The sequence below is a fragment of the Microbacterium sp. M4A5_1d genome, from assembly GCF_053345465.1.
Genome location: NZ_JBKFAD010000001.1, coordinates 557,854 through 580,716, shown reverse-complemented (window position 1 = coordinate 580,716; position 22,863 = coordinate 557,854). Strand labels below are relative to the sequence as shown.

Sequence of the window (22,863 nt, the reverse complement as noted above, 5' to 3'; positions counted from 1 at the left end):
AATGCTCCGCGTGCTCACGGCCGGCGAATCTCACGGCCCCGAACTCGTCGCCCTCATGGAGGGCCTCCCCGCCGGCGTGCCGGTCTCACGTGCCGCGATCCAGGCCGACCTCGCTCGGCGCAAGCTGGGCTACGGCCGCGGCTCGCGCATGAAGTTCGAGGAGGACGAACTCACCATCTCGACGGGCGTCCGACACGGCTTCAGCCTCGGCAGCCCCATCGCTCTGCGCATCGGCAACACCGAGTGGCCGAAGTGGGTCGAGGTGATGAGCCCCGAGCCGATCGAGCTCACCGAGCGCTCCCGCGGACGCGGTGCCGCCCTGACTCGGCCTCGCCCCGGCCACGCCGACCTCGTCGGCATGCAGAAGTACGGATTCGACGAGGCCCGGCCGATCCTCGAGCGCGCGAGCGCCCGTGAGACGGCCGCGCGCGTGGCTCTCGGCGCGGTGGCCCGGTCGTTCCTGAACGAGCTCGGCATCCGGCTCGTCAGCCACACGCTCTCGATCGGCCCCGTGCGGGTGCCCGACGGCTCGGCGCTGCCGACGCCCGACGATGTCGACGTGCTGGATGCCGATCCGCTGCGGTGCTTCCACGCCGAGACCTCTGCCGCGATGGTCGCCGAGGTGGACGCTGCGAAGAAGGACGGCGACACGCTGGGCGGCATCGTCGAGGTCCTCGCGTACGGGCTCCCGCCCGGGCTCGGATCCCACGTGCAGTGGGACCGCCGTCTCGACGCGAAGCTCGCGCAGGCGCTCATGGGTATCCAGGCGATCAAGGGCGTCGAGGTCGGCGACGGCTTCGAGACCACGCGTCGTCGCGGCTCCGCGGCACACGACGAGCTTTTCGCGACCGACGCGGGCATCGCGCGCTCGAGCGACAAGGCGGGTGGCACCGAGGGCGGGATGTCGACGGGCACAGTCCTGCGGGTCCGAGCGGGCATGAAGCCGATCGCGACGGTGCCGAAGGCGCTGCGCACGGTCGACGTCGCGTCGGGCGACGCGGCGACGGCTCATCACCAGCGGTCCGACGTGTGCGCGGTGCCGGCAGCCGGCGTCGTCGCCGAAGCGATGGTCGCGATCGTGCTCGCGGAGTCCGTGCTCGAGAAGTTCGGGGGCGACAACGTTGCCGAGACCCGCCGCAACCTCGAGGGATACCTCGCGGCGATCCCCGAGACGCTGCGCTCGGCGGCGCTGAGCGACGACGCGATCGGATGACCGCCCCCGCGATCGTCTTGATCGGACCGATGGGCGCGGGCAAGTCGAGCATCGGCAAGAAGCTCGCGCGCGTTCTCGGCGCGACGTTCACCGACAGTGACGGCCTCGTCGTCCGCGACCACGGCCCCATCGAACGGCTCTTCGCGGAGGGTGGCGAGGAGCGCTTCCGCGAGATCGAGAGGCTCGCGGTCGCCGAGGCCCTCGGGCGCGGCGGTGTCGTCGCCCTCGGTGGCGGCGCGGTGCTGCATCCCGATACCCGGAGCGACCTCGCCGCGCACCGTGTGGTGCTGCTCACCGTTTCGGAGCAGACGATCGCCTCCCGCCTCGCCGGCACCACGCGCCCGCTGCTCCAGGGCGACGACCCGGTGGGTCGCTGGCGCGAGGTCGCCGAGAGCCGACGCGAGCTCTACGATCAGCTCGCCGACGCACGCTTCGACACATCCACCGGCCGGATCCAGGACATCGTCGACGCCATCGCGGCGTGGGCTCAGGAGGAGACGTCATGACAGACACCACCGTCATCACCGTCGGGGGCACCGCGCCTTACGACGTGACCATCGGGCGAGGCATTCTTCCGCTCGTCGGCTCGGCGCTGCCCGAGGCCGCTCGCAAGGTGCTCATCGTGCACCCCCCGACGCTGTCCGCACAGGCCGAGCGTCTCCGCGAGATCCTGGGGTCGGACCGCCAGGTGCTGCTGGCGGAGATCCCCGACGCCGAGCAGGGCAAGCGCGTCGAGGTCGCGGCGTTCTGCTGGCAGGTCATGGGCCAGGCGGACTTCACGCGCACGGATGCCGTCGTCGGGTTCGGCGGCGGCGCCGTGACCGACCTCGCCGGCTTCGTCGCCGCGACGTGGCTGCGCGGCATCGCGGTCGTGCAGGTCCCCACGACGGTGCTTGGCATGGTGGATGCCGCCGTCGGCGGGAAGACGGGCATCAACACCGCGGAGGGAAAGAACCTCGTGGGTGCCTTCTGGCCCCCGGTCGCCGTGGTCTGCGACCTCGACCTGCTCGACGGGCTGTCGCGCAACGAGCGCGTCGCCGGCTTCGCGGAGGTCGTGAAGGCCGGTTTCATCTGGCACCCCGAGATCCTCGACCTGATCGAAGCGGATCCCGAGGCGGCCGTCGACCCGCACAGCGACGCGTTCCGGCGGAGCATCGAGCTCGCGATCGACATGAAGGCGAAGGTCGTGGGGGAGGACCTGCGCGAAGCGGGGCTTCGCGAGGTCCTCAACTACGGGCACACGCTCGGGCACGCCATCGAGCACGCCGAGCGGTACCAGTGGCGCCACGGCGCCGCGATCTCGGTGGGGATGATGTTCGCGGCCGAGCTGTCGCGTCTGGCGGGACGACTCCCGGATGCCGCAGCCCAGCGTCACCGCGACATCCTCGAGACCCTCGGGCTGCCCACCTCGTACCGTGCGGGTGCGTGGCGCCAGCTGCTGGCGACGATGCAGCGCGACAAGAAGACCCGCGGCTCGATGCTGCGGTTCATCGTGCTCGACGACATCGCCAAGCCGACCGTTCTGCAGGCCCCCGATGAGTCGCTGCTCTTCGCCGCCTACCAGGAGGTGGGGGCCTGAGCCGGCGCGTCATCGGTAGGGTGGGCGCGTGAGCACCCCTCGACGCCTACTGCTGGTCAACGGGCCGAACCTCAATCTGCTCGGCACCCGCGAGCCCGAGGTCTACGGACGCGAGACCCTCGCCGACGTCGAGGCCCTCGTCATCGCGGCGGCCGGGGAACGCGGCGTCGAGGTGCGCTGCGTGCAGAGCAACCATGAGGGCGTCCTCATCGATGCCATCCACGAGGCCCGTGCGGACTGCGTCGGCATCGTGATCAACCCCGGCGGGCTCACGCACACCTCCGTCGTCCTCCGTGATGCGCTCGCGGGAGTGTCCCTGCCGGTGGCCGAAGTCCACATCTCCGACGTCTACGAGCGCGAGAGCTTCCGCCACCACTCCTACGTCGCCGACGTCGCCTCGGTCCATGTCATCGGCGAAGGTGTCGCCGGATACGCGCGCGCGACGCGACAGCTGCTCGACATCCTCGCGTAGAATCGATCCTCGGCCCGTCGGCCGCCCGACCACACGAACGGAACTCCACACTCATGGCATCGACCGCAGACATCAAGAACGGCGTCGTCCTCAGCATCGACGGTCAGCTTTGGAACGTCATCGAGTTCCAGCACGTCAAGCCCGGCAAGGGTGGTGCGTTCGTGCGCACGAAGCTGAAGAACGTCGTGTCGGGCAAGACCGTCGACCGCACCTATAATGCCGGCGCGAAGATCGAGATCGAGAACGTCGACCGCCGCGACTTCACCTACCTGTACAACGACGGCGACAACTTCGTCTTCATGGACGTCGACGACTACGACCAGATCACGGTCCCCGCCGCCACCGTCGGCGACGCCAAGAACTACCTGCTCGAGAACCAGCAGGTGCAGATCGCGCTGAACAACGGCAACCCGCTCTACATCGAGCTGCCCGCTTCGGTCGTCCTCGAGATCACGTACACCGAGCCGGGCCTGCAGGGCGACCGCTCGTCGGCGGGCACGAAGTCCGCGACGGTCGAGACCGGCTACGAGATCCAGGTTCCGCTGTTCGTCGAGCAGGGCACGAAGGTCAAGGTCGACACCCGCACGGGTGACTACCTCGGCCGCGTGAACTGACGCCGGTCCCCGCCCGATGAGCGCTCGCTCCAAGGCGCGCAAGCGCGCCCTCGACATCCTCTACCAGTCCGACATCCGCGGCGACGACCTCGGGGTGACCCTCGCCGCCGAGGCGAAGCGCGCGGCTCTCGAGCCCGCCCGCGAGGCGTCGTGGCTGTACGCGCGCGAGATCATCGACGGCATCATCGACAACCGCGAAGACATCGACGAGCAGATCACGACGTTCGCGAAGGACTGGTCCCTCGCGCGGATGCCGGCCGTCGACCGCGCGATCCTCCGGCTCGGTGTCTGGGAGATCGTGTACAACGACGCGGTTCCTGCCGCAGTGGCCATCGACGAGGCCGTGGAGCTCGCGAAGGAGTTCTCGACCGACGGATCGAGCGCTTTCGTCCACGGCGTGCTCGGTCGGGTCGCCCGACTGGGCTGACCGACGTCGGAGGCACCCTCGAGAATCCTCGTATGAGGTCGAACCCGTGACCGAGAGGGCAGCGCCGTCGTGGCGCGCCGTCCTGGCGCCGGCGGCGTCGGGTGAGAACGCCGTCGCCCTGGGCGTGCAGCTGCGCCAGCGAGAGAGCGCCGCCGCGGCTCACTGGGGGCCGCGGCGGGTGCTTCCGGCGACCCCGCGGAGCGTCGCCACCTCCGACGGCGAGCTCCGGCTCGCGGTGCGTCCGCTCTCTCGCAGCGGAACCAGTGGTCGATGGGTGCAGGGCGACGAGAGCTGGGAATCGCTGCGACGCGGTGCGTGGCGGGTCGATCCGGTGCGCGCGCGCTGGTTCTCGACGCTGTACGGCATCGCGCATGACGCCCGGCTGCTCGGCGGCTACGGCGACTCGGAGTGGTTGACGCTCGACGGCGCCGACTCCGAGCTCCTCTGGCCCCACCTTCGCGCCGCGGCCGGTCTCGGCATCCCGATTGTGCCGACCCGACCCGATCAGCAGGTGCTCCTGGCCGACGGCGCGTCGATCGAGGTGCGGGTGGACAGCGTCGACGGTGACCTGCAGCTCACGCCCGTCGTGCGGTTCGCCGGCGGTGAGGAAACCGCTGCGCATGCGCGCCCGCTCGGACATGTCGGCATCTACGGCGCCAGCCAGGTCGCGGATGGCCTGCGGGTCGTCTTCGCACCGGTGGGCTTCGGCCCGGGTGTCCGATCTCTCCTGGCGGCCGGCGACTCGATCCGCGTTCCCGCGGCGGATCGCGAAGAGTTCCTCCGCGAGGCATACCCCAGATTGGCCCGGGAGACGGTCGTCGTGCCCGCCCCGGGAGTCCGATTGCCCCCGCCCGAACGCACGACGCTCGTCGTCACGGTCGATCACGGCCCGCGCGACGAGCTCGCGTACGCGTTCGCCTGGCAGGTGCCCGGCGCAGGCCGCGTCGCGTGGGACGCTGCCGCGGGATCGGCGTCCGCCGATCCCGAGCTCCGAGTGGCCCTCGAGGCGGCGTGGGCGAGCGCTACGGACGACCCGTTCGTGCCCGAAGGAACCCGCAGCGGCGTCGAGGCGGCGGAGTTCACGACCGAGGTGCTGCCGGTGCTGCAGGCGCTCGACGGGGTCCGCGTCGAGGTGTCGGGCGTGACGCGGTCGTATCGGGAGCTTTCGGGCGACCCGCGCATCACCGTGAAGACGGTCGAGACCACCGACGCGGACTGGTTCGACCTCGGCGTGCACGTCGAGGTCGAGGGACGCCGCGTTCCGTTCCGCCCGCTGTTCACCGCCCTCGCGCAGCGTCGGAAGAAGATGCTGCTGTCCGATGGTGCGTACTTCTCCCTTTCGCATCCGGCACTCGACCGTCTGCGCGAGCTCATCGAGGATTCGCGCGACCTGGTCGAATGGGAGACCGGCAGCGCCCGCGTCAGCCGCTATCAGGTGGAGCTCTGGACGGCGTTCGAGGACGTCGCCGACGAGGCGGAGCCGGCCGTACGGTGGCGTGCGGCCGTCGACGACTTCCGCGATGCGGCAGCCGAGGGCGTGCCTGCGGCCGCCGCGGAGACGCCGGTCGGCATCGTCACCCCCCTGCGGCCCTACCAGCATGAGGGGTACGCGTGGCTCGCGGCACTGCGCGACGCGCGCCTGGGGGGCATCCTGGCCGATGACATGGGGCTCGGCAAGACTCTGCAGCTCCTCGCGCTGCTCGAGCGCGAGCGCGAGCGCGGTTCGAGTCGGCCCGCGCTCGTCGTCGCGCCGACCTCGGTCGTGTCGGCATGGCGCGATGAGGCGGCGCGTCATGCCCCGGGCCTGCGCACTGTCGTGGTCGACGGTGTCGGGGCCGCGCTCGAGCGGATCGAGGCGGACCTCGTCCTGACCTCCTATGCGCTGCTCCGCCTCGACGCCGCCGCGTACGCCGAGCGCGAATGGTCGACGGTCGTGCTCGATGAGGCGCAGTACGTCAAGAACCCGCGGACGCGCGTGCACCGCGCCGTGCTCGGCCTGCGTGCCGATGTCGTCCTCGCTGCCACCGGCACACCGCTCGAGAACAGTCTGACCGACCTCTGGGCGATCCTGTCGTTGACGAGCCCCGGCCTCTTCCCCTCGGCCCGACGCTTCCGGGAGGAGTATGTACAGCCGATCGAGCGTGGCCGTGTCGACGAGAACCTCGAAGGGGGCCCCGCGCGCGAACGCCGGCTTGCGCGGCTGCGGCGGCGCATCCGGCCGTTCCTGCTCCGACGCACGAAGGATGTCGTGGCGCCCGAGTTGCCGCCTCGGCAGGAGCAGGACGTGCGCGTCGAGCTCTCCAGCGGTCACCGTGCCGTCTACGAGCGCGTGCTGCAGCGGGAGCGCCGGAAGGTGCTCGGGCTGCTGGACGATCTCGACAGCCAGCGGTTCATTGTCTTCCGATCCCTGACTCTTCTGCGCATGCTGGCGCTCGCGCCCGCTCTCGTGGACGCCGGTGGGCCGGGTCTCGTCCCGAGCAAGCTCGAGGCGCTCCGCGGGCGCTTGGACGAGGTGATCGCCGAGGGGCACCGAGCGCTCGTGTTCAGTCAGTTCACCTCGTTCCTCGACATCGTCGAAGCCGACCTCCGGGCGCGCGGCACCGGAGTGGTCCGCCTCGACGGCTCGACGAGCAACCGGGCGGCGGTGGTGGAAGCGTTTCGGAAGGGCGATGACCCGGTGTTCCTCATCAGCCTCAAAGCGGGCGGCGTGGGGCTGACCCTCACGGAGGCCGACTACGTCTTCCTGCTCGATCCCTGGTGGAATCCGGCGGCCGAGCAGCAGGCGATCGATCGCACGCACCGCATCGGCCAAGACCGGCCAGTGAGCGTGTACCGCCTGATCGCGGCGGGCACGATCGAGGAGAAGGTGGTGGAGCTGCAGCGGCGCAAGGCACGACTCGTCGGTGCGGTCCTCGACGCCGACGGCGCGTTCTCGAACGCCCTGACCGCCGACGACATCCGCCTCCTGCTGGCGTGAGCTTCCCCTCGCATCGACGTCGGGTGAACTGACACGGCCCACGGCGGGCAGGGGTCGCCGACGCCTCACGTAGACTCGACCAGTCGCAACAGGAGGTCATCGTCATGCGCATCACAGGCCTGGGACACGCCGGAATGTTCATCGAGACGGCAGGGGGCAGCATCCTCTGCGACCCGGTCGTCGGACCGAGCTTCTTCGGCTCGTGGTTCCCGTTCCCCGACAACCGGGGCCTCGACTGGGAGCGCTTCGGGCGCGCCGATTTCCTGTACATCTCGCACCGGCACCGCGATCACTTCGACCCCGCGCTGCTGCGCGCGCACGTCCCCACCGACATCCGCGTGCTTCTGCCGGACTACCCGACCGACGATCTCGAACGCGATCTCCGCGATCTCGGGTACGACAACATCATCTACACGCAGGCGGGTGTGCCCCTGGAGTTCGGCGACCTCAAGGTCATGGTCACGCCCCTGCGCGCCCCGAGCGACGGCCCGATCGGCGACTCGTCCCTGTCGGTCGACGACGGCACCGCCTCGGTGCTGAACCAGAACGACTCCCACCCGCTGGATCTCGAGAAGCTGATGTCGTTCGGCAAGCCCGAGGCCTACTTCACCCAGGTGTCCGGCGCGATCTGGTGGCCGATGGTCTACGACCTGCCGCAGGACGCGAAGCAGAACTTCGCTCAGCTCAAGCGCGATGCGCAGAACAAGCGCGCGATGTACTACATCGACAAGGTCGACGCGCCTCACGTCTTCCCGATGGCCGGACCGCCGATGTTCCTGCGCGAAGAGCTGTTCCGTTACAACGGCTGGGGCGAGCAGAACGACTCGATCTTCACCGATCAGGCGCAGTTCCTGGCTCATATGGCCGAAGAGCGTCCCGATCAGAAGGGGTACCTGTTCGTTCCGGGAACGCAGGTCGATCTCAACGACGGCGTGCTGGAGGTCACCCAGACGCTGTACACGGATGCCGAGATCGAGCGCATCTTCTCGGACAAGTGGGCCTACCTCGCCGAGCAGCGCGACAGTCGTCAGGCCGAGGTCCGCGCCGAGATCGAGCGTCGCGCCCCGATCCTGCCGCCGGACGAGATGCTGGCTGCGATCAAGCAGTGGTGGGAGCCGCTCCTGCGCCGCGCCCGGACGATCCGCAACGGTGTGGGCGGGATGGTGCGCTTCCGCATCGGCGAGCTCGACATGGTGGTCGACTTCCCGAAGGCGAAGGTCCGCGAGTACGCGGGCGAGGAGTGCATCTACTGGTACACGATCCCCGCCGACCTGGTGTCGACCAACATCCGCGACCACGAGATCGACTGGTCGAACTCGATCTTCCTGTCGATGCAGTTCGAGGTCGGCCGCAGCGGCAAGTTCAACGAGTTCCTCACGACGTTCTTGAAATGCCTGTCGCGTGATCGCATCGAGTACGTCGAGAACTGGTACGCCGAGCAGTCGGATCAGACCGAGGATGCCGAACTGGGCGACTGGACCGTGCAGCGCCGGTGCCCGCACCTGCGAGCAGACCTCACGAAGACGGGCAAGATCGAGGACGGTGTGCTCACCTGCTCGCTGCACGACTGGAAGTGGGACCTCGCGACCGGGCGCTGCCTGACCACCCAGGGACACCCGATTCGCGCGAGCCGCATCATCGAGACCGCGAACGCGACCAACCCCGCCGCCTGATCTCGTCAGCGCCGAACGGGTGGTAGCGGATCACGACGTGATCAGCCACCACCAGACGAGCAGCAGGGTGACGAGGAAGCCGCCGAGCTGGTTGAGCCAGAGAAAGCGGTCCCAGCCCGCGGTGGCTCGTTCGCACGTCTCGTCGGTGATGTTGCGGAACGGCCACAGCGTGATGAGGTACGGGACCGCCACGAGAGCCGCAAGCGGGCCCGGCCAGCTGGTCGCGAGCATGAGAGCGCCGGCGAGGGCGTAGCAGCCCAGCGCGAACCTCACGGTCCAGCGGGCGCCGCGCACGGTCGCGATGGACGCGATTCCCGCCTCGCGGTCGGCCTGGACGTCCTGTACGGCCCCGAACGCGTGCGAGGCGACGCCCCACGCGGCGAAGCTCAGCAGGATGAGGACGAGCTGCCACGTCCAGGTCGCGCTGGTGAGGACCAGCCCGTACACGGCGGGGGAGAAGAAGTGGATGCTGCTCGTGATCGAGTCGGCGAACGGCCGCTCTTTCAGCCGAAGCGGGGGAGCGCTGTAGAACACGACGAAGAAGAGGCTCGCGGCGAGGATGAGCCAGGACAGCGGGGAACCGACCGCGACGAGATAGGCCACGAACGGCAAGCACGACAGGGCGGCGGCCCAGAGCGTCGCCCGGTGCACCCGCCGGTCGAGGATGGCGCCGTGCGCGCCGCCCTTCCGCGGGTTCCGCAGGTCGGACTCGTAGTCGAAGACGTCGTTGATGCCGTACATCGCGAGGTTGTACGGGACGAGGAAGAACAGGGTGCCGATGAGCAGAGTCGCGTCGATCTGGCGAGTGGTGAGGAGGTAAGCCGCGGCGAACGGGTAGGCGGTGTTGATCCAGCTCACCGGGCGGGAGGCGACGAGGAGCTGGCGCGCGAGCGCGGGGGCGGTCATCGTTTCGGCTTCTCCAAGAGGGTCGCGACGGCAGGCACCAGGAAGGCCGCGCACAGCGGGTAGGCGAAGTCTTCGAGCGGCGCGAGTCCGATTCGGATGCCGCTCAGGTGCTCTTCCGGATAGGTGAACAGCCCGGCGGCGATCATCACGTTATCGAATACCGCCGTCAGCAGGAGGAGCACGACCGCGGCGACCGAGGACCAGGCCATGCGGGCGGCGAAGCGCGGGCGCCGAGCGGACATCGCTGTCACGACGACGGTCACGAGGACGAAGGGGATGACGATGAGGGGATAGATCATGGCGCGACATCCCTCCGGCGGGGCTCGTGCGGCCGTCCCTCGTGCCGGCGCCGCGCGCCGCCGTAGGCGACCAGCGCGAGGTAGCTGAGGAAGAGGAGGAAGACCGGCTCTTCGAGCGGCAGGTGCGGGGCGAGATCGACACCGAGCAGCGCGGGGCTGTCGCCCTTGACGAACACGCCCGTTGCGATGCCGACAGCGTCCCACAGCAGGAAGAATGCCGTGCCGAGCACAGAGGCGATCACCGTGCGTCGACGGTCGCGCCAGAACGCCAGGCGGAACCGACGATCGAGCAGCCCGACACCGCAGAGCGATACGAGCAGGGCGAGCAGGTACAGGCCCGGCACCGCTCAGCCGGTGGGGGCGGCCGGCTCGGGCAGCGGGCCGGCGGTCGTGTCTCCGCGCAGGCGCTTGACGACGAGCTCTGCCGAGATCAGGCACATCGGCAGCCCGATGCCCGGGAGCACGGAAGCGCCGGCGTAGTAGAGACCGGGAACCTTCTTGGAGGCGTTCCCCGGGCGGAACAACGCGCTCTGTCCCAGCGTGTGCGCGAGTCCCAGGGAGTTTCCGCGCCACGCCCCGAGGTCGCGCGCGAAGTCCGCGGGTGCGATCGTGCGGCGGACGCGTACGCGAGAAGCGAGATCGTCCACCCCGGTCCACTGCGCGATCTGCTCGATCGCCCGGTCGGCGGCGGCTTCGATCGCGGCATCACCGGCCCCGTCGACACCTCCGCGGCCGAGTTCGGGGTCGGCCGGAATGGGAACCAGGACGAACAGGTTCTCCGATCCGGCTGGAGCGACGGTGTCGTCGGTCGCGCTGGGACGGCACACGTACAGCGACGCGGGATCGGGGATGTGGGTGTCCCGTCCCGAGATCGCATCGAAGTTCTCGCGCCAACCGCGGGTGAAGAGCAGGGTGTGGTGCGACAGCTCGGGCAGTTCGCCCTCGACGCCCAGGAGGATCAGCAGCGCGCCGAAGCTCGGCGTGCGCTTGCGCCACCAGCGCTCGGGGTACGTCTGCCGCTCGGGAGGGAGCAGGACCGTCTCGGTGTGGTGCAGATCGGCTGCGGACACCACGATGTCGGCGGCGATCTCGCTCGTGTCGGCCAGACGGACCCCGCGGGCGCTGCCGTCCGCGGCGGTGAGGATCTGCGCGACGGCGGTGCCGGTGCGCACCTCGACGCCGCGTTCGCGCGCCAAGCGCTCGATCGCCGCGATGATCTCGGTGAAGCCGCCGCGCGGGTACAGCACGGCGTCGTCGAGGTCGAGGTGGCTCATGAGGTGGTAGAGGCTCGGCACGTCATACGGCGACGAGCCGAGGAAGACCGCGGGGTAGCCGAGGACCTGGCGCAGCATCGGGTCCTGGAACCGGCTGTCGACGAACCGGTTCAGCGAGCGGGTGAGCAGCGGAGCGAGCGTCGGGATGCGCCGCAGGATGTCGGGGTCGCGGAGCCCCTCGGACGAGGCGTACGTGTCGTACAGGAATTTCGATACCGCGAGGTCGTAGGCGTCGGCAGCGGAATCGAGGTATTCGTCCAGTCGTGCGCCGGCACCGGGCTCACGGCTCTCGAACAGCGCTGTCGCCTCGGCTCGCCCCGACACGACGTCGATGTGCTCTCCGGCGCCGTCACCCTCGGGCTCCGCGTAGACGCGATAGGCCGGGACCAGGGGGACCAGGTCGAGTTCAGCCGCCGCCGTCGTCCCGAGCAGGGCGAAGAAGTGCTCGAAGACCTCGGGCATGAGGTACCAGCTCGGCCCGGTGTCGAACCGGAAGCCATCGCGCTCCCACGTGCCCGCTCGTCCGCCTGTCTCCTCCCGCGCCTCGATCACCGTCACGGCGTAACCCTCATCGGCCAGCAGTGCAGCCGTGGCGAGACCGGCGATGCCGCCGCCGATCACGACGACGCGCGAGCCGGGCGCGGGGCGCGGCGATCGTGCCCGGGTCATGCGCCGGCTCGCAGGGGAGCGGCGCCGACCGTCGCGCGAGCGGCCAGGCCGAGCTTCACGGTGTTCGGTACGCGGACTCGCTGGTCGGTGTCACCGGCCCGTCGCAGGCGGTGGGAGAGCGCCGTGAACAGATCGTGCGCTGCGGTGACGGCGCGTCGGCAGTCCGCCGGCAGGCGCGGGATGATGGCGCCGGCCGCATCGAGGTCGGCGTCGATACGGTCGAGCACTTCGACGCGCGAGGCGGTGCCGTCGGCGCCGTCGACACCGAGGTAGTCGCGGCCGAGGGATCCGACGTCGTGGGGCAGATCACGCAAGAAGTTCACGTCCTGGAATGCGGCGCCGAGGCGACGTGCGCCATCGACGAGATCGGGGTCGGCGGGGCGCGGGTGCGAGCCGCCGGCGTTGACGAAGGTCTGGAGGCACATCAGTCCGACGACTTCGGCCGAACCATAGACGTAGGAGGCGTGCGAGCCCGCGTCGTGGGACGACACCTCGAGATCGGTCCGCATCGAGGAGAAGAAGGGTCGCACGAGGTCTGCGCCGATACCGCACTCCCGCGCCGTCGACGCGAACGCGTGGACGATGAGGTTCGCGCTGAAGCCCTCCTCGACCGCCAGGAGCGTCTCCTCCTCGAGCGCGTCGAGGACGCGTCGTTGTGCCGTGAGGGGCATCCCGGCCTGCTCGGCGGATCCGTCGACGATCTCGTCGGCCACGCGAACCAGGGCGTAGATGTTCCGCACGTGCGGACGCACGCGCGGCCCCAGGAGCCGCGCAGCGAGCCCGAACGAGGTCGAGTAGGCCGAGATCACGACGGCTGCGGCGTCGCGCGCGGTTCGGTCGTACAGGGCGATCGCGGAGTGGTCGGGGGTCACGGGATCCGTCCTTCGATGCCGTCGGCGAGCTGCTCGATGAGCGCACGCGCGGCGGGTGGCAGTTCGACCGCCCGACGCCGCACCGAGGAGAGCGTCTGGCCGATGAGGGTCACCAGCTGCTCGCGGGCGCCGCTGGCGTCGAGCTCGCGCTGTGCCGCCTGGACGGCGATCGGACCCGTCGGCGCCATCGCCAGCGCGGACGACACCTGTGGCCAGGACGCCGAGTCGCGGGCGAAGGAGATGAGAGGCGTGCGCTTGGCCTCGCGGAGGTCCGCGCCGGCGCCCCGGCCGGCCTGCGCCTCGTCGCCGAAGGTGCCGATCAGATCGTCCACCAGCTGGAAGGCGAGGCCGAGGTCCGCTCCGACCGACATCAGCACGCCGCGATCACCGTCGTCCGCCCCGGCGAGCACGGCACCCGCCGCGAGCGGTGCGCAGAAGGAGTAGACCGCCGTCTTGTCGTGAGCCGTGCTGAGCAGTTGCGCGGTCTCCGGCTCGGCAGGGACGACGGCCTGCTCGACGTCGGCGAGCTCTCCGATGGCCGACACCAGCACGGCATCGTCGAGCAGATCGAACAGGGGTACCCGCTGATCCGACGCGACGTCGGCCGTGGCCACGAGACGCGCCGCCTCGTAGAGAAGGATGTCGCCGGCAAGGACGGCGGCGGCATCGCCCACCCGCTCGGCGTCGTCTGCGCTGACGCCCAGGGACCGGGCGTGCGATCGGAAGGTCCCGCCGACGTTGGGAACACCGCGCCGCTCGATGTCGCGGTCGATCAGATCGTCGTGGATCACGAACGCGCTGTGGAGCAGTTCGAACGCGGCTGCCACGTCCCACAGGCCGGGCGTGGCCAGGCGGTCGCCGCCGAACGCGTCGAACGACGCCACCACCAGAGCCGGGCGGAAGCGCTTGCCGCCGGATGTCGCCGCCGAGGCGGCGCGGATGAGGGCAAGAGCCGATGAGCCCCGAGGGATGGCCCGCTGTGTGAGCCTGGTGAGGACTTCCTCGAGCGCGCGATCGACAGCGGCTCTGCTGTCATCGGGCAAGGAGATCACGTTCACCGTCCTGGATATGCCATTCGCGAGGCGTTTTTGCTAGCTTAACTAGCGTTTGAGCCGATGATAACCAGGCTCGAGAGGTGGTGTCCACATGGCTGACCCGAATGCCGAGGTGGCGAGAAGTCGTGTAGAGCGCTCGGCTCTCGAAGCCGTGCGAGCGTTCAGCGACGCGATGGATCGCATGCATACCGGGCTCCGCTCGGACATGGACATGAACGCCACCGACCTCTCGGCGCTGCGCATGCTCAGCATTCGCGAGCAGCGCGGTGAGCTGGTGAAGCCGCACGACCTCGCGCGCCATCTGGGTATATCGAGCGCTTCCACGACGAAGATGCTCGATCGACTGGCGAAGGAGGGGTTCATCGAGCGCGCGCCGCACCCGAACGACCGACGTGCACTGGTCATCACGCTCACCGAATCGTCCCGGCAGGACTTCGGCCGGCATTTCGCCGCACGCCTGCGCCGCATGCGAGAGGCGATGGACCCGTTCAGTCCCGAGGAGCTCGCGACGGTCACACGCTTCCTCGACGGCATGAGCGAAGCGATGCTGGCCGACTGACGAAGAGCCGCTGAGACTGGCTCCGCTGGCTTTCGGCGGGCGCGGCTACATGCAACGAAGGCCCCGTCTTTCGACGGGGCCTTCGTGTTCTTGTTGCGGGGACAGGATTTGAACCTGCGACCTCTGGGTTATGAGCCCAGCGAGCTACCGAGCTGCTCCACCCCGCGGCACAAGAGATAACACTAGCACGAGGTCCGAGGGGCGTCCAATCGGGGTGGCATCCGGAGCGTCCCGGGCGTGTCGTGACGCGACCGGCATCCGGGTGTTGGCGTCCTCGGTCCGGGGCGAGGAAGATAGCGACATGAGTCCCGCCACCCCGGTCACCGACCGAGGCGATGACGTCGCAGACGACGGTCGTGCCGAGTCGGCGGACGAGCGTGCCGACCGCAACTGGAACGAGCTGCTCCAGGAGTTGCGCGTCCTGCAGACGGGCACCCAGATCCTGACCGGTTTTCTGCTGGCTCTCGCCTTCCAACCGGCGTTCCGCGACCTGAGCGGGCCGCAGCGGGTGTTCTATCTGACCCTCGTCGTGCTGGCAGCACTCAGCGCGATCGTCGCCCTGTCGCCGGTGGCCCTCCATCGCGGCTTGTTCCGCCGCCGGGCCAAGCCCGCCGTCGTCGCGTTCGGTCACACGGCTCTGCTGTTCGCGCTGGTGACGGTATCGGTCCTGCTGGTGGGCGTGGTCGTCTTCGTCTTCGACGTCGTGGTCAGCACTGCGGCATCCTGGGTAGCGGGGGGCGCGCTGGCGTTCCTCATAGCTCTGCTCTGGGTGGTCTCACCGCTCATCTACCGCCACCGCCGTTCGGAGGACCGATGACAGCTCTCGCCGTGGCCCAGTTCGCGCCCGCGGCCGACGTCGACGACAATCTCCGCGCGATCGCCGGGTTCGTCGAACGCGCTCGGTCGCGCGGAGCCCAGATCGTCCTTTTCCCGGAGTACTCGAGCTACTTCGTCGACCCGTTCGACGAGACGCTCCGCGAGAACGCCCAGGACCTCCAGGGTCCGTTCGTCGAGGGGCTCGGCGACCTCGCACATCATCACGGCGTGCACATCGTCGCGGGCCTTCTGGAGCGGGCTTCGGACGCCGAGCGCGTGCGCAACACGGTCGTGGCCGTGGGACCCGACGGGCTCGTCGCGTCGTACCGGAAACTGCACCTCTACGATGCCTTCGGGCAGCGCGAGTCCGACTGGGTCGAGCCCGGTGAGATCGCACCGCCGGAGACCTTCGAGATCGACGGCGTGCGCTTCGCGCTGATGACCTGTTACGACCTGCGGTTCCCGGAGATCGGCCGCGTACTCGCCGACACCGGCGCGCACGTCGTCCTCGTTCCCGCACAGTGGGTGCGCGGCCCGCTCAAGGAATTGCAGTGGAACACGCTGCTGCGGGCTCGCGCTATCGAGAACACCTTCTTCGTCGCGGCCGCGGACCATCCGCCGCCGCTGGGGGTCGGCAACTCCGGGGTGTTCGATCCGCAGGGTGTGGAGATCGCCGCGGTGGGAACGTCGAGCGACGTCGCCGTCGCCCACATCGACGTCCATGCGGTCGAGCGCGTCCGACGGGTCAACCCCGCGCTTCGGCTGCGCCGCTTCGAGGTCGTGCCCCGGTCAGAAGGCCCGCGCGAGTCGAGCTGACGCCTCGGCCAGGACGTCCGGGCGCTTGCAGGCGGCGAACCTCACCAGCGTGGCGTACTCGGTCCGGTGCGCGGGCGACGCGAAGGCCGTCAGCGGGATCGCCACGACACCCGCACGGTCCGGCAGCTCCCGGCAGAACGCGTCGCCGTCGGAAGCCCCGAGGGGCGCGGCATCCGCGACGGTGAAGTACGAACCGGCTGGGGTCGACACGGCGAAGCCGGCCTCGCGCAGCCCGGCGCCGAGGAGATCCCGACCCGCGCGCAGACGATCGGCGATACCCGAGAAGACGCCGTCGGGAAGCCGCAGTCCGGCGGCGACGGCAAGCTGGAACGGGCCGGCGTTGACGTACGTGAGCCATTGCTTGACCGCGAGGACTGCGCGGACGAGCTCGGCGGGGCCCGTGACCCACCCGACCTTCCAGCCCGTCACCGAGAACGTCTTGCCTGCGGACGAAATCGACAGCGTCCGCCCAGCGGCGCCGGGCAGGGTCGCGATCGGGACGTGGGGCGCGTCGAAGGTCAGGTGTTCGTACACCTCGTCCGTGACGATCACGGCGTCGTGCCGATGCGCCAAGCGGACGATCTCGTCGATCGTCTCGCGTGAGAAGACCGTCCCGGTCGGATTGTGCGGGTCGTTGACCAGGATGATGCGGGTGCGATCGGTGACGGCTGCGGCGAGCTCGTCGAGGTCGGGCTGGAAGTCGGGCCACCGGAGCGGAACGCCCACGAGGCGGGCACCGGACAGCGCGACCAGGGCCGCATACGCGTCGTAGTAGGGCTCGAAGACGACGACTTCGTCATCCGGGCCGTCGACCAGCGCGAGCACCGTCGCGGCGAGAGCCTCGGTAGCGCCGGCGGTCACCAGCACCTGCGTGTCGGCGTCGAGCTCGATGCCGTACCAACGCGACTGGTGCTCGGCGATCGCGGCCAGCAGTTCCGGCTCTCCGCGACCGGGCGGGTACTGGTTACGGCCGCCGGCGATGGCCGCGCGCGCGGCCTCGAGGACCTCTTGCGGCCCGTCCTCGTCGGGGAAGCCCTGACCCAGGTTGATCGCGCCCGTTCGAGCGGCGAGCGCGGTCATCTCGGCGAAGATGGTGGGGACGGGCAGACCGTCATCGGTCAGGAGACCGGCGCCTCGTGCGGCGCGGCGCCACGCGCCGGGAACCTCGTGCATCCGGCTCAGGCTACACGCATAGGCGTGTCCCATCCTCGGCATAGGCAAACCACAGCATGGGGCGGCAACCTGTTCTTGCTTGGACAAAGGAGCAACCTCGATGAGCGATCAGAACTTCCCCGACGACCGGACTCCCGACGCGCGCAGCGACGCCGAGCAGCCTGCCGACCACGCCCGTACCTCGCCCGTGTCGGCACCTGACGCGGCAGCGACGCCGCGCGCCGACGCGTCCATCCCGCCCCGCCCGCCGCTGCCCGGCGCGCCGGCGGACCCCGGCCCGGCCTTCCACACCCAGCCGACTCAGCCCTACGGCCAGCCCGCACCGCACAGTGGCGCTCCGGCCTTCGGTCAGCCCTTCGCGACGACCGCGGCCCCCGAGTCTCACGACCGAAGCAAGGTCGGAGGCGGGAAGATCGCGGCGATCCTCGTTGCGGCGGCCCTCGTCGGTGGTGCGGCCGGTGTCGGTGGCGCGGCGGCGGTGGGATCGTCGTTCGTCGCGGCTCCCGCTTCCCAGAGCTCGGGCCCGTCGTCGATCACCGTCAACAACCCCGACTCGGTCAACGCGACCACGGCCATCGCGACGAAGGTGCTGCCGAGTGTCGTGACCATCTCCGCCTCGTCCGGCACCTCCGGCGGGACGGGCTCCGGCGTGATCCTCAGCGAAGACGGCTACGTACTGACGAACACGCACGTGGTCACGCTCGACGGAGCCACCGGCGACCCGAAGCTCTCGGTCACCACCTCGGACGGCCGGGTGTACGCGGCCACGATCGTGGGCACTGACCCGACGTACGACCTCGCGGTCATCAAGCTGACCGACGCCTCAGGCCTCACCCCCATCGAGTTCGCCGACTCGAGCAAGCTCAACGTCGGCGACCAGACGGTCGCCGTGGGCGCGCCTCTGGGGCTGTCCAACACCGTGACGACGGGCATCGTGAGCGCGCTGAACCGCTCGATCCAGATCGCGTCGTCGGCGGCGCCCGAATCGGAAGGCGGATCGCAGCAGGAGACCCCGGGCGGGCGCACGCCGTTCGAGTTCGATTTCGGCCAGGGTCAGCAGACGCCGTCCCAGCCGAAGTCGTCGATCGCGATCTCGGTCATCCAGACCGACGCCGCCATCAACCCGGGCAACTCCGGCGGCGCCCTCGTCGATGGCAAGGGTCGACTGATCGGCATCAACGTCGCGATCGCGAGCGCGGGCGGGGCGTCCACCGAGGCCGGCTCCATCGGTGTCGGGTTCGCCATCCCCTCGACGGTCGCCGAACGCGTCGCGAACGAGATCATCGACAACGGCTCGGCTACCCACGGCCTCCTCGGCGCGACGGTCGGAGATGCCGCTGCGGCACCCGGCGCGACGCGTGCCGGCGCTCTCATCAATGAGGTGAGCTCGGGTGGGGCCGCCGCGTCGGCGGGCCTGCGCAACGGCGACATCGTGACGGAGTTCAACGGGATCGCCATCACCGACCAGGTCGACTTGACCGCACAGGTGCGCGCACTGGCCGCAGGCAGCGAAGCCAAGCTCACGTATGTGCGTGACGGCCGTGAGCAGACCGCGACCGTGACCCTCGGCCAGTTGCAGCAGTAAGCGCCGTACCGGCCCGGACGCCACCCCGCGATAGGCTCGCGGGGTGGCGTCCTTCTCGTTCGGCGCGGGCAATGTGCGCAAGGTCCTGCGCATCCCCGCCTATCTCGCGGGACGGCTCGCCACCCTCGTGATCCCGCGTGATCGATCCGCTTGGGTGTTCGGGTGCGCCGTCGGCATCGCCGATGGGGCGCTCGCCCTCTGGCAGGCGGCGCCCCGTCGCCGGGCCGTGTGGCTGGTGTCGTCGCAGCGGCAGGCCGACGATGCGAAGCGCCTCGGCATCCCGACCGTGCAGCGGGACTCGCTTGCGGGCTTCTGGCATACGGCCCGGGCGGGGGTCGTCGTGGTCACGCATGGTCTGGGCGACGTCAATCGCTACGGCGTCGGCGGTGCGTTCCTCGTGCAGCTGTGGCACGGCATCCCGCTGAAGCGGATCGGCCTCGACGCGCCGGTCACGACGGACCCCGGTCGGCTGGGCGGTGTTCCCGGCATCCGGCGTCTCTTGGCTCTGGCGTATCGGCGCACGCAGGCTCAGATCGACCTCCTGCCGGCAGCGTCCCACCGCGTGCGCGGCCGCCTGGAGAGCGCCTTCGGGCTCGACGACAGCCATGTGCCCGTGCTCGGTGAGCCGCGGGTCGACGTGCTCTCGCCCGCGGACCGCCGACAGGGGCGACAGGACGCGCGTCGGCGCCTCGAGACCGCGGTCCCCGGCCTCGCAGATGCTCATGCCGTGCTGTACGCGCCGACCTGGCGCGACGGAGACCCCGATCCGGCGACGCCCGACGCTGCCGACTGGCAGCGCATCCTTACCGTTCTCGAGGCGCACGACGCCGTTCTCCTGGTCCGCTCTCACCCCCTGGGCGGGGGCGACTACACCCCACCGTCGCCGACGCCGCGCGTCCGCATACTCGGGAGCGACCTCGTCCCGGACGTGACGCCCCTGCTCCCGGCCATGGACGCGCTCGTCACGGATTACTCCTCTCTCGTCTACGACGCCGGGCTCGTGCCGCTGCCGACGCTCTTCCTGGCCCCCGATGTCGAGCGCTACGCCCGCACTCGCGGCTTCTACGGCACCTACGGGGAGGTCGCGGGCGACGACGCCGCCCGATCGTGGCCCGAGCTGTGCTCGCAGCTCGACGAGCTCCTCGCGGGAGGACCGGAAACGGATCGTCGTCGCCGCCGATCGGCTGAGCTGAGCCTGCGCATGCACGCGTGGCGAGACGGCGGGAACGCGCGTCGAGTACACGAGGCGATCGTCGCTGCGGTGCCGGAAGCTGCAGGGGAGCGGTCGTGATGATCATCGGGTTCGATGTCGAGGGCTCACCCGTCCTCACCGTGAGTGGTGCCGGCCCCACGCCCGGCGAGGTTCAGGTCGTCGGCCCGCGGGCGCGATCTCGCGCCGAGGTGACGACTGTGGCCGGCGGCTGGACGGCGCGTGTCCCTCTGCACGCGTCCCGCTGGGGCGGCGCCTCCCTCCCGCTGCCCGGGGGAAGCTACGACCTCGTCATCGACGGCGTCCGAATGCAGGGCGACGGCGGCCAGGACACCGAGATGCCGGCGCCCTTCCACGGGAGCACGCTTCGCGCGAGCTGGGACGGAGCACTGCTGCGCATCGGGCCGCCCGTCGATCCGGCGCTCGCGTCGGGAGAGGGGAGTCGGGCCCTCGAACAGCGCTATGCCGCTCACCGCGGACCCCTCGAGAACGCCGTCTTCTTCGAGAGCTTCTACGGCCGGAGCGCGAGCGACAATCCGCTCGCGATCGACCGCGAACTGGCGCGCGTGGCTCCCGCAGTCACCCGCTATTGGAGCGTTGTCGATCTCTCGGTCGCGGTGCCCGAGGGAGCGATCGCCGTGGTCGACGGAAGCCCCGAATGGTGGCGAGCCCGGGGCGCCGCCCGACTGCTCGTGGTCAACGACTGGCTGCGCCGGCAGTTCGTCCGGAAACCGGGTCAGGTCGTCCTCCAGACCTGGCACGGTACGCCTCTCAAACGACTCGCTCTCCACCGGCCGGGCTTCGACCCGCGACGGGCCCTCGCCGTCTTCCGAGAGAGCAGACGCTGGGACATCCTCCTCGCCCAGAACCCCTACAGCGCACGCGTGCTCGGGGCGGCGTACGCGTTCCGGCGCAAGCCGGTGTGGGTCGAAGGGTATCCGCGGACGGATGAACTGCACACCGGCGACCGGGAGGCCGTGCGCGCGTCTCTCGGGATCGATGCCGGAGAGCAGGTGCTGCTGTACGCGCCCACGTGGCGCGACGACCGTCAGACGATCGTCGACTTCCTCGATCTGCCGGCGCTCGCCGAGGCGACAGGTGCGGTGGTGCTGGTCCGCGGGCACTCGCGGACGCTGGCGCCCGGCGCCGACGAGCGCGGGGCCCGCGTGATCGATGTGACGTCGTACCCCGACCCGGCCGCGCTTCAGCTCGCCTCGGACGCACTCATCACCGACTACTCGTCCGTCATGTTCGACTACTCCGTCACCGGGCGGCCGATGTACTTCTTCGTTCCCGACCTCGAGCACTACCGCGGTGAGCTGCGCGGGTTCTACTTCGATCTGACGGATGCGGCCCCCGGTCCGGTCGTGCGGACGCAGAAGGAACTGGTTCGCGCCATCACCTCTGGCGAGGGGGGCGACCCCGAGCGGTACGCCCGCTGGCGCGCCCGGTTCAACGCTCGTGATGACGGTCGGGCCGCAGAGCGCGTGGTCGCGCGGATCCTCGACCAGAGATTGGTCTCGCGCGATTGACCTAGGGAAGCGGCGTGTTCCGCTCGAGGCGCGATGTGTCGACGGTGCCCCGCGCCCCGCGCGCGGCGCCCTGCAGAAAGCCGACGCCCCATGACAGATGCATGGACGGCAGGACCGCGAGGGTCCAGAGGCGGTCTCGCAGTCCGCGACCGCCGCCGCGCCCGGCTGCGACGACGGCGATGATGGCCGCGTAGGCCGCGACAGGCGCATGGACGATCGACAGCAGGATGCCGGCGCGTCCCGGCGCCGCTCCGAGGAGCTGGGCCGCGCCGACGACGAGCGATGCGGCGGTCGCCACGACGAGTGCCGGGGGAGCGAAGAAGCGCAGACCGTTCCGTCTGCCGAAACGTCGTACGAGCTCGCCCCGCCATGAGCCGGTCGCCCGGAACTGCCGTACGAGGCGGGACCAGCTGTCGCGAGGCCAATAGGTGACGTGCAGGTCGGGGTCGAACCACACCCGATACCCGGCTCGCCGGATGCGGAGGTTGAGCTCCCAATCCTCGCCGCGGCGGATTCCTTCGTCGAACAACCCGACCTCGTTGAGGACGCTGCGCCGCATCACGCCCAGGTAGGCGGATTCGGCGGGGCCCTCGGTGGTACCGCCGTGGTATGCGCCGCCGCCGAGCCCGATGCGCGAGTTGTAGGCGCGGGCCACCGCTCGCTGGAAAGCGCTTCGGCCTTCGGCGCGCATCACACCGCCGACGTTCGCCGCCTGCACCCGAGCGAGCGTGTCGAGTGCGGCGCGCGCGTACCCGGGCTCGAGCTCCGAATGCGCGTCCACCCGCACGATCGTCGGGTAGCGAGCCGCCCGGATCGCGATGTTCAAGCCGACGGGGATGTGAGCCGCGGGGTTTCGGACGAGACGGATCCTCGGTTCCTCGTCGGCGAGCCGGCGGGCCACCGCGTCCGTTCCATCGGAGGACGGGCCGAGCGCGAGGATCACCTCGATCGGCGCGTCGAGGTCCTGAGCGAGCACGCTGCGCACGGCGTGTTCGAGGTAGTCGCGCTCATTGAGCACGGGGATGACGAAGGACACGCCCGCGCCTCGGTCCGGTACGGGCGCCGGACGCCATCCGTGCGCGTCGTCATGCATCCGTCGATCATGTCACGCGTCCCAGCTCCGGCCGACCCGCTCGGTACCC

Annotated in this window: 22 protein-coding genes and 1 tRNA gene; 14 read left to right on the top strand and 9 right to left on the bottom strand. The window is 70.1% G+C overall.

The features are described 5' to 3' along the window. The first annotated feature begins 1 nt into the window (after position 1). The 8 genes from aroC to ACLBWJ_RS02760 all read left to right on the top strand — a co-directional run bounded on the left by aroC (position 2) and on the right by ACLBWJ_RS02760 (position 8,955). Positions 2 to 1,213 carry a chorismate synthase gene (gene aroC, locus ACLBWJ_RS02795; RefSeq protein WP_112614284.1) on the top strand — a complete coding sequence of 404 codons (1,212 nt, stop codon included), beginning with the start codon at positions 2 to 4 and terminating at the stop codon, positions 1,211 to 1,213. After that, positions 1,210 to 1,719 carry a shikimate kinase gene (locus ACLBWJ_RS02790; RefSeq protein WP_269266504.1) on the top strand — a complete coding sequence of 170 codons (510 nt, stop codon included), beginning with the start codon at positions 1,210 to 1,212 and terminating at the stop codon, positions 1,717 to 1,719. The genes aroC and ACLBWJ_RS02790 overlap by 4 nt, the downstream gene beginning before the upstream one ends. Then, positions 1,716 to 2,792: a 3-dehydroquinate synthase gene (gene aroB, locus ACLBWJ_RS02785; protein ID WP_112614288.1), complete on the top strand. Its 1,077-nt coding sequence runs from the start codon at positions 1,716 to 1,718 to the stop codon at positions 2,790 to 2,792. The genes ACLBWJ_RS02790 and aroB overlap by 4 nt, the downstream gene beginning before the upstream one ends. 28 nt (positions 2,793 to 2,820) lie before the next feature. Then, positions 2,821 to 3,264, top strand: coding sequence for a type II 3-dehydroquinate dehydratase (gene aroQ, locus ACLBWJ_RS02780; RefSeq protein WP_447659712.1), 444 nt, complete (start codon positions 2,821 to 2,823; stop codon positions 3,262 to 3,264). Positions 3,265 to 3,317: 53 nt separating this feature from the next. Continuing rightward, on the top strand, positions 3,318 to 3,878 hold the full coding sequence (gene efp / locus ACLBWJ_RS02775) for an elongation factor P (RefSeq protein WP_112614292.1): 561 nt from the start codon (positions 3,318 to 3,320) through the stop codon (positions 3,876 to 3,878). Positions 3,879 to 3,894: 16 nt separating this feature from the next. Further along, the gene (gene nusB, locus ACLBWJ_RS02770; protein ID WP_094261760.1) at positions 3,895 to 4,305 is read left to right on the top strand and encodes a transcription antitermination factor NusB; all 411 of its coding nucleotides are present in this window, start codon (positions 3,895 to 3,897) and stop codon (positions 4,303 to 4,305) included. A 46-nt stretch (positions 4,306 to 4,351) separates the two neighbouring features. Then, entirely contained in the window at positions 4,352 to 7,282 is a 2,931-nt protein-coding gene (locus ACLBWJ_RS02765) for a DEAD/DEAH box helicase (protein ID WP_447659711.1), read from the top strand. A 104-nt stretch (positions 7,283 to 7,386) separates the two neighbouring features. Further along, positions 7,387 to 8,955 carry a Rieske 2Fe-2S domain-containing protein gene (locus tag ACLBWJ_RS02760; protein WP_378718301.1) on the top strand — a complete coding sequence of 523 codons (1,569 nt, stop codon included), beginning with the start codon at positions 7,387 to 7,389 and terminating at the stop codon, positions 8,953 to 8,955. A gap of 30 nt (positions 8,956 to 8,985) precedes the next feature. Here ACLBWJ_RS02760 and ACLBWJ_RS02755 read toward each other — a convergent pair whose 3' ends face one another. The 6 genes from ACLBWJ_RS02755 to ACLBWJ_RS02730 are packed head-to-tail and all read right to left on the bottom strand — an operon-like array spanning position 8,986 to position 14,027. Further along, a complete protein-coding gene (locus ACLBWJ_RS02755; protein ID WP_447659710.1) occupies positions 8,986 to 9,861 on the bottom strand; it encodes a prenyltransferase in 876 nt (291 codons plus the stop codon). Continuing rightward, the gene (locus ACLBWJ_RS02750) at positions 9,858 to 10,160 is read right to left on the bottom strand and encodes a lycopene cyclase domain-containing protein (protein ID WP_447659709.1); all 303 of its coding nucleotides are present in this window, start codon (positions 10,158 to 10,160) and stop codon (positions 9,858 to 9,860) included. The genes ACLBWJ_RS02755 and ACLBWJ_RS02750 overlap by 4 nt, the downstream gene beginning before the upstream one ends. Then, positions 10,157 to 10,504: a lycopene cyclase domain-containing protein gene (locus ACLBWJ_RS02745; protein ID WP_114587808.1), complete on the bottom strand. Its 348-nt coding sequence runs from the start codon at positions 10,502 to 10,504 to the stop codon at positions 10,157 to 10,159. The genes ACLBWJ_RS02750 and ACLBWJ_RS02745 overlap by 4 nt, the downstream gene beginning before the upstream one ends. A 3-nt stretch (positions 10,505 to 10,507) precedes the next feature. Further along, positions 10,508 to 12,103, bottom strand: a complete 1,596-nt coding sequence (gene crtI / locus ACLBWJ_RS02740; protein ID WP_447659708.1) for a phytoene desaturase family protein — start codon at positions 12,101 to 12,103, stop codon at positions 10,508 to 10,510. Continuing rightward, positions 12,100 to 12,975 carry a phytoene/squalene synthase family protein gene (locus tag ACLBWJ_RS02735; protein WP_447659707.1) on the bottom strand — a complete coding sequence of 292 codons (876 nt, stop codon included), beginning with the start codon at positions 12,973 to 12,975 and terminating at the stop codon, positions 12,100 to 12,102. The genes crtI and ACLBWJ_RS02735 overlap by 4 nt, the downstream gene beginning before the upstream one ends. After that, positions 12,972 to 14,027 carry a polyprenyl synthetase family protein gene (locus ACLBWJ_RS02730; protein WP_447659706.1) on the bottom strand — a complete coding sequence of 352 codons (1,056 nt, stop codon included), beginning with the start codon at positions 14,025 to 14,027 and terminating at the stop codon, positions 12,972 to 12,974. The genes ACLBWJ_RS02735 and ACLBWJ_RS02730 overlap by 4 nt, the downstream gene beginning before the upstream one ends. 94 nt (positions 14,028 to 14,121) lie before the next feature. Here ACLBWJ_RS02730 and ACLBWJ_RS02725 point away from each other — a divergent pair, with 94 nt between their 5' ends. Further along, positions 14,122 to 14,589, top strand: coding sequence for a MarR family transcriptional regulator (locus ACLBWJ_RS02725; protein ID WP_274177724.1), 468 nt, complete (start codon positions 14,122 to 14,124; stop codon positions 14,587 to 14,589). A 93-nt stretch (positions 14,590 to 14,682) separates the two neighbouring features. Here the strand turns inward: ACLBWJ_RS02725 and ACLBWJ_RS02720 are convergent. After that, a tRNA-Met gene (locus ACLBWJ_RS02720) sits at positions 14,683 to 14,756 on the bottom strand. A 134-nt stretch (positions 14,757 to 14,890) separates the two neighbouring features. Here ACLBWJ_RS02720 and ACLBWJ_RS02715 point away from each other — a divergent pair. Both ACLBWJ_RS02715 and ACLBWJ_RS02710 read left to right on the top strand, forming a co-directional pair. Next, positions 14,891 to 15,406, top strand: a complete 516-nt coding sequence (locus ACLBWJ_RS02715; RefSeq protein ID WP_269266495.1) for a DUF6328 family protein — start codon at positions 14,891 to 14,893, stop codon at positions 15,404 to 15,406. Further along, on the top strand, positions 15,403 to 16,221 hold the full coding sequence (locus ACLBWJ_RS02710; RefSeq protein ID WP_282502443.1) for a carbon-nitrogen hydrolase family protein: 819 nt from the start codon (positions 15,403 to 15,405) through the stop codon (positions 16,219 to 16,221). Before ACLBWJ_RS02715 ends, ACLBWJ_RS02710 begins: the two co-directional genes overlap by 4 nt. On the opposite strand, the gene ACLBWJ_RS02705 is transcribed toward ACLBWJ_RS02710, so the two are convergent. Then, positions 16,195 to 17,394 carry an aminotransferase class I/II-fold pyridoxal phosphate-dependent enzyme gene (locus ACLBWJ_RS02705; RefSeq protein WP_269266493.1) on the bottom strand — a complete coding sequence of 400 codons (1,200 nt, stop codon included), beginning with the start codon at positions 17,392 to 17,394 and terminating at the stop codon, positions 16,195 to 16,197. The two genes, ACLBWJ_RS02710 and ACLBWJ_RS02705, sit on opposite strands and share 27 nt — an antisense overlap. Positions 17,395 to 17,494: 100 nt before the next feature. Here ACLBWJ_RS02705 and ACLBWJ_RS02700 point away from each other — a divergent pair, with 100 nt between their 5' ends. From ACLBWJ_RS02700 to ACLBWJ_RS02690, 3 genes are read left to right on the top strand one after another with little or no spacing between them, the layout of a single operon-like run. Continuing rightward, positions 17,495 to 18,979, top strand: a complete 1,485-nt coding sequence (locus ACLBWJ_RS02700) for a S1C family serine protease (protein WP_282502444.1) — start codon at positions 17,495 to 17,497, stop codon at positions 18,977 to 18,979. Between the two features lie 43 nt (positions 18,980 to 19,022). Further along, positions 19,023 to 20,270, top strand: a complete 1,248-nt coding sequence (locus ACLBWJ_RS02695; RefSeq protein ID WP_282502445.1) for a CDP-glycerol glycerophosphotransferase family protein — start codon at positions 19,023 to 19,025, stop codon at positions 20,268 to 20,270. Further along, positions 20,270 to 21,721, top strand: a complete 1,452-nt coding sequence (locus ACLBWJ_RS02690; protein ID WP_447660081.1) for a CDP-glycerol glycerophosphotransferase family protein — start codon at positions 20,270 to 20,272, stop codon at positions 21,719 to 21,721. Before ACLBWJ_RS02695 ends, ACLBWJ_RS02690 begins: the two co-directional genes overlap by 1 nt. Before the next feature lies 1 nt (position 21,722). Here the strand turns inward: ACLBWJ_RS02690 and ACLBWJ_RS02685 are convergent, their stop codons facing one another. Further along, the gene (locus ACLBWJ_RS02685) at positions 21,723 to 22,814 is read right to left on the bottom strand and encodes a glycosyltransferase family 2 protein (protein ID WP_447659705.1); all 1,092 of its coding nucleotides are present in this window, start codon (positions 22,812 to 22,814) and stop codon (positions 21,723 to 21,725) included. Positions 22,815 to 22,863: the final 49 nt, after the last annotated feature.

What these genes read in the sequence shown, in the direction of transcription:
- aroC (WP_112614284.1), top strand. Translation starts at nt 2, where the DNA reads ATGCTCCGCGTGCTCACGGCCGGCGAATCTCACGGCCCCGAACTCGTC.
- ACLBWJ_RS02790 (WP_269266504.1), top strand. Translation starts at nt 1,210, where the DNA reads ATGACCGCCCCCGCGATCGTCTTGATCGGACCGATGGGCGCGGGCAAG.
- aroB (WP_112614288.1), top strand. Translation starts at nt 1,716, where the DNA reads ATGACAGACACCACCGTCATCACCGTCGGGGGCACCGCGCCTTACGAC.
- efp (WP_112614292.1), top strand. Translation starts at nt 3,318, where the DNA reads ATGGCATCGACCGCAGACATCAAGAACGGCGTCGTCCTCAGCATCGAC.
- nusB (WP_094261760.1), top strand. Translation starts at nt 3,895, where the DNA reads ATGAGCGCTCGCTCCAAGGCGCGCAAGCGCGCCCTCGACATCCTCTAC.
- ACLBWJ_RS02760 (WP_378718301.1), top strand. Translation starts at nt 7,387, where the DNA reads ATGCGCATCACAGGCCTGGGACACGCCGGAATGTTCATCGAGACGGCA.
- ACLBWJ_RS02755 (WP_447659710.1), bottom strand. Translation starts at nt 9,861, where the DNA reads ATGACCGCCCCCGCGCTCGCGCGCCAGCTCCTCGTCGCCTCCCGCCCG.
- ACLBWJ_RS02750 (WP_447659709.1), bottom strand. Translation starts at nt 10,160, where the DNA reads ATGATCTATCCCCTCATCGTCATCCCCTTCGTCCTCGTGACCGTCGTC.
- crtI (WP_447659708.1), bottom strand. Translation starts at nt 12,103, where the DNA reads ATGACCCGGGCACGATCGCCGCGCCCCGCGCCCGGCTCGCGCGTCGTC.
- ACLBWJ_RS02725 (WP_274177724.1), top strand. Translation starts at nt 14,122, where the DNA reads ATGGCTGACCCGAATGCCGAGGTGGCGAGAAGTCGTGTAGAGCGCTCG.
- ACLBWJ_RS02715 (WP_269266495.1), top strand. Translation starts at nt 14,891, where the DNA reads ATGAGTCCCGCCACCCCGGTCACCGACCGAGGCGATGACGTCGCAGAC.
- ACLBWJ_RS02710 (WP_282502443.1), top strand. Translation starts at nt 15,403, where the DNA reads ATGACAGCTCTCGCCGTGGCCCAGTTCGCGCCCGCGGCCGACGTCGAC.
- ACLBWJ_RS02705 (WP_269266493.1), bottom strand. Translation starts at nt 17,394, where the DNA reads ATGCACGAGGTTCCCGGCGCGTGGCGCCGCGCCGCACGAGGCGCCGGT.
- ACLBWJ_RS02700 (WP_282502444.1), top strand. Translation starts at nt 17,495, where the DNA reads ATGAGCGATCAGAACTTCCCCGACGACCGGACTCCCGACGCGCGCAGC.
- ACLBWJ_RS02690 (WP_447660081.1), top strand. Translation starts at nt 20,270, where the DNA reads ATGATCATCGGGTTCGATGTCGAGGGCTCACCCGTCCTCACCGTGAGT.
- ACLBWJ_RS02685 (WP_447659705.1), bottom strand. Translation starts at nt 22,814, where the DNA reads ATGCATGACGACGCGCACGGATGGCGTCCGGCGCCCGTACCGGACCGA.